Source organism: Sphingomonas sp. (assembly GCF_019242355.1).
Taxonomy (GTDB): domain Bacteria; phylum Pseudomonadota; class Alphaproteobacteria; order Sphingomonadales; family Sphingomonadaceae; genus Sphingomicrobium.
The window spans coordinates 1-4817 of record NZ_JAFAVR010000063.1 but is presented as its reverse complement, the minus strand read 5'-3'; the positions used below and the strand labels follow the sequence as shown (position 1 = coordinate 4817).

General features: G+C 65.9%; 4 protein-coding genes. 3 read left to right on the top strand and 1 reads right to left on the bottom strand.

Features of this window, described 5'->3' with window-relative positions; genetic code table 11:
• Together JOZ79_RS02665 and JOZ79_RS02660 are read left to right on the top strand one after the other, a co-directional pair.
• Positions 1-1969, top strand: a 1969-nt coding sequence (locus JOZ79_RS02665; protein WP_294070185.1) for a bacterial transcriptional activator domain-containing protein, incomplete at its 5' end; no start/stop codon positions are given.
• Between the two features lie 137 nt (positions 1970-2106).
• Entirely contained in the window at positions 2107-2829 is a 723-nt protein-coding gene (locus JOZ79_RS02660; RefSeq protein ID WP_294070183.1) for a sulfotransferase family 2 domain-containing protein, read from the top strand.
• Here the strand turns inward: JOZ79_RS02660 and JOZ79_RS02655 are convergent.
• Entirely contained in the window at positions 2775-3716 is a 942-nt protein-coding gene (locus tag JOZ79_RS02655) for a glycosyltransferase family A protein (protein WP_294070180.1), read from the bottom strand. The genes JOZ79_RS02660 and JOZ79_RS02655 overlap by 55 nt on opposite strands.
• A 268-nt stretch (positions 3717-3984) precedes the next feature.
• Between JOZ79_RS02655 and JOZ79_RS02650 the strand changes: the two genes are divergently transcribed.
• On the top strand, positions 3985-4817 hold an 833-nt coding region (locus tag JOZ79_RS02650; protein ID WP_294070178.1), incomplete at its 3' end, for a glycosyltransferase.

Sequence of the window (4817 nt, the reverse complement as noted above, 5' to 3'; positions counted from 1 at the left end):
GCTGAGCCCCGCCTTCGATGACTGGCTTCGCGTAGAACGCTCGCGCCTTGGCGACGAGCGGCGGGGAATGGCGCTGGATGCCGCGCAGGACGCGCTCTCGGAGCACCGCTGGATAGAGGCGAAGACGATTGCGTCATCGCTCATCATGCTCGATGCGACGGACGAAGATGCAGTGGAGATCGCGCTTCGGGCGTTCGGCGCGTCCGGCGATCTCAAGGAAGCGCACGCGATCTACTCGCGCCACACCAATGCGCTGCAGCATGAGCTCGGCCTTGCCCCGGCGGAGGCAAATGCGGCGCTGTTCGCGAGCCTCGCTCGTTCGAAGCACGTCGGCAAGTCGGCCGCAGGAATGCGCATCCGCAAGCATCGGTCGGCGCCGACCGCCTCCCAGGCGCCGGCAGGCCGCACGTCCAGTCCGACCCAGGATCGAAACGCACCGACGACGAGACGCTACGGACTTATCGCTCTTAGCCTGTGCGCCGCGGCTGCCGCAGTTTTGATCGGCGGCGCGAGGATCGGCCACGCGCCCGCCATGGCCGCGACGCTTCCTCTCGTCGAGGTCGAGTCCCTCGCGGTCCCGGCTGGTGACAGACAGGCAGAGGCGATCAGCGCCGGGCTGCGGTCATCGCTGGTCCAGAAGCTTGCCGGTACCGAGACACCGGTACAGGTCGTCGATGCCGCGGCCCACACCGGCAGGCCCGCCGCCCTGATCGTGCGCGGCAACAGCATGAGCGACCACGGCGAATTGCGAGCGAACATCGAGCTTGTCGCCGGAGCCTCGGGCCAGGTGCTCTGGGCGGCCACGCTCGACCGGCCGGCGAGCGAGCTTGACCAGTTCGAGGAGCAACTCAGTCTGCAGGTCGCCCATGAGCTCCATTGCGCCTATGCCGACGGCCGCGCCCCTTATTTCACGCGCGACCTCGAGCTTGCCCGACTGTCCCTATCGCATTGCGACACGATCGGCCGGGACATGGAGGAGGCGGCGCGTTTCGATGCCGAGATCACGCGACGTGCCCCTGACTTCGCACGCGCGTGGGCGGAATATGCCATGGACACCGCGCTGGTCACCAGCAACCTCCCGCCAGCGCTTCAGCCGGCAAACCAGCGCCGTGCCGAAGCTTATGCGCATAGGGCAATCGCGCTCGATCCGAAGCAGGGCCTCGCCTATGCGGCACTCGCCGAAAATCTGGAGGCCTCGGCCTGGGGCGATCGGCAGCGGATCGAGGCTCGCGGCATCGACGCCGATCCCACCAGCCCGGAACTCCATTTTCGCGTGTCGGACAACATGGCGTCGATCGGACGGCTCGACGACGCACTGCGCGAAGCCAAGCTGTCCTATCAGTATGACCATCTCCTCCCCGGAAAGCTGTTCCTCCTCGCACAATCCGAGATCCTCGTCGGCAACCTTGGCGATGCGTCGGACGCGCTCGCTCTCACCCGCAAGTACTGGCCTGGTCGCCCCTGGTCCGACGGCCTGACATTCCTCCTTGGCATGGCGGGTAGCGATCCCGCCCAAGCGCTGAGCCTTGTCACCAGGGGCGCAGTGCGCCTCGACCCGACCCGCTCGCCTGTGGTCGAAGCCTTCCTCCGGTGGCGGGCGGCGCCGAGCGAAGTGAGCAACGCGGCGGCGGTCGCAGCAATCGAATATGCGGCGCGACGGAACGGTCCCACCGGCGAGGACGTGCGGCTGCTGGCTACGCTCGGCAAGATCAACGCGGCTTATGCGCTCGCGGGCCGGATGCCGCTCGCCGCCGCCGGCAATTCGTCCGAGTGGTTCGAGCCCGATCTCGCGCATTTCCGGGCCGATCCGCGGTTCATGCGCCTCGCGGGGCGTCTCGGACTGGCGCAAATCTGGTCGAAAACCGGGCTGTGGCCGGACTTTTGCATGCAGGATGACGCCTCCAACTGCCGTGCCCTGGTCGCCGCGGTCCTCGCCGGGACAGGCTCCCGGACCGGGGCGAAGGCGTGACCAGGCCCTATGCCAGTCCGTGCGGTTGTGGACAGCGCCGCTACGGTTGCTAGGCTGCCCCCATGGCAATCCCAGAGCTTCCTCCCTTCTCGCGATTCCGAAAATCCTGGGCCCGACGAACGTCCAGCCACTTTCGCGTGGCGATCGAGGGCACGTCGATCACCTATTGCTACATCCGCAAGAACGGCTGTTCGGCGTTCAAGCGCCTGATGCTCGACCTCGCCGGCTATTCCGGTCCCTGGGACGATGGCCTCGGCGTGATGCGGAAGAATTTCGCGGTGTCCTCGATCAACGAGGCCCGGGACGCCGACTGGCGGGTCTATGTCTACCGGGACCCGTTCAGCCGCGCCGTATCGCTATTCCGCAACAAGATGATCATGACCGACGGCGCCGGCGATTTGCTGCGGGACTTCGCGGAGGTCACCGGGTCGGACCCCGCCGACGCAACCTTCTCGACATTCGTCCGAGACTATCTGGACGGGCAGGCGACCGACCCCCATGCGTGGTCGCAGATCAGCCACGTGTTGCCGATGGACTATAACGTGATTTGCACGCTCGACACCCTGGGGGCGAAGATGACTGACGTGCTGGGGGCCGAGGTTGCGGGCAAATATTTCGTTCGCCGGGCCAACGCGTCCTCCCGACGCCTCTTCGACAAGCCGTCGGCCGACGTGCCGGTCCGTGAGCTCCGTGAGCGTTATACCGCCAGTCAAGAGATGCCGAGCGACGACGCCTTCGCAACCGAAAGCCTCCGCCGCATCATCCAGAACCGTTATTGCGACGATTACGCGCTTTCTCCCAACCGTCAGGCGGGGCGACGCGACCTCAGCGCGCGAATCACCCGACCAGCGACCGCATAGCCAATGATGCGCGCGGCAGCCGGCGCTGCCGGGCGGCACAGGGTCCTGATCGATTCGCGATTGAACGGTGCTCCCGCGCCGGCGGCATACCGGGCATAAAAGACGACCTCCATATTGTTCAGCCGCCGGAGCAGTTGCTGCTGGCGCCGCGTTGCCATTGGGATGAGCCGGCGAATGGTTCGCGTGATGATCGGCTGGACCGAATGGTCGAGCGACTTGGTCACGCGGTTGACGGTGTCCTGGTGGAATTCCGCGCTGACCTTCGGGACGTACAGCGCGTTCGTCAGGGCCATCACCCGCAGCCACAAATCCTTGTCGCCGCCGCGCCCGGCAATGCCCGCCGGGAACAGGCCGGCGGCAAGCAGGACGGAGCGACGGATCGCGATCGCCCCGGTCCACATCGGACAGGTGCCGGTGTCCAGCCAGGCGCTCAGGAATGCGTCGAGATCGATCGGTTGCGGCGACTGCGGGAGTTTCGCGGACACTGCGTATGCCCGGGTTTCGCCCTCCTGGATGAACACGGGCCTCGTAAAGGCGCAGCCGACGTCGTCGCCCCCCGCGCCAATAGCCGCGGCGAGCATCGCGAGGTGATCCGGCAACCAGCGATCGTCCGCGTCTAGGAAGGCGATCCATTCGCTCGACGCGGCATCGATGCCAAGGTTGCGGGCCGCATAGCCGCCGGGACCGGGCTCGGAGCGAGTCAGGACCTTGACCTTGTCGAACCGCCGCGCGGTTTCGAGGCCGCCGTCGGTCGAACCGTCGTCAACGACAAGGATCTCGGCGGCGGCGAACTGCTGGTCGAGAACGCTGCGAAGCGCCCGTTCCACGTGCGGGCCCTTGTTGTACAAGGGGATGACGACCGAGAAGCTCACTTTGCCGCTCCCCATCCATCGCCTTTCCTGCACGCCTGACAGCCCCTCGCCGACAGGTAGCCAAGCACGAACGGAAGCGCGAGCGCAAGCTCTGCCCGAGACCCGGTCGCCTCAACACATGTGATTGTGACATTACGGTACATTGGCCATTCGCAACTTGACTGCGAATAGCCGCTTGGCGACAGGCAAGGTGTCCATCGGATCGCTGATCCGTGGTATCGTCACTCCGGGCAGACCCTAAGTAAGGCCAGAATCACATGTACTTAGGGCGGTCGAGGTGGGGATGAACGCACAAGCGAAAATCCAGTCGACACGACCCGCTGTCATCGTTTTTACGCCCGTCCTGCTGCCCTATTCAGAGACCTTCATCCGTTCGCACGTGGAGGCCTTCCGCCGTTACCGCCCGGTGCTCACCGGGCTCAGGCGAACGGACGGGCTCGATCTTCGCGGGCTCGAGACTGCGACCATTGCCGCAAGCACCCGCGAGCGATTGCTGCTCTACTGGCTGGGCCGCAGCGCCCAGCTGGATCGGCTTGTCGATACGCAGGGCGTCAAGCTCGTCCACTGCCATTTCGCCGACGCCGGCGGCCTGCTCGCGGCCTATTGCAGGCGTCGCAAGATTCCGCTGATCGTCACCATCCACGGCTCGGACATCCTCCGCGACCGGCGCACGACTCTCGGGTCCTGGCTTCGTCACAGGCTCTTCCGCCTCGCCAGGGATACGGCGGCTCTCTTCCTGCCAGTGTCAAACTGGCTGCGAGGCGAGGCGATTAAGCTGATCCCTGCGGACAAATGCGTCCGGCATTATCTCGGCATTCCCCTTCAGCCGCGACGGTCAGGACGCCGGCCGGACGGCGTCGTCACGATCCTCTTCGTCGGCCGGCTGGTCGCGAAGAAGGGCGTACCCTACCTTATCGAGGCCGTCCGGGAACTCGTGAGCCGCAATTATGAATTCCAGGTCAGGATCGTCGGCGACGGACCGCTCAGCGCGGGCGCCCGGGATGCGGCGAGCGCCGACAATCTGCCGATCACCTTCACCGGCGCTCTGCCGCCCGACCATGTCCTGGCCGAGATGGACGAGGCGGACATCTTCTGCCTGCCGAGCACCCAGGCTCC

Excerpts from the sequence above, each read along its gene's own strand:
- JOZ79_RS02655 (WP_294070180.1), bottom strand. The coding sequence starts at position 3,716 with ATGGGGAGCGGCAAAGTGAGCTTCTCGGTCGTCATCCCCTTGTACAAC.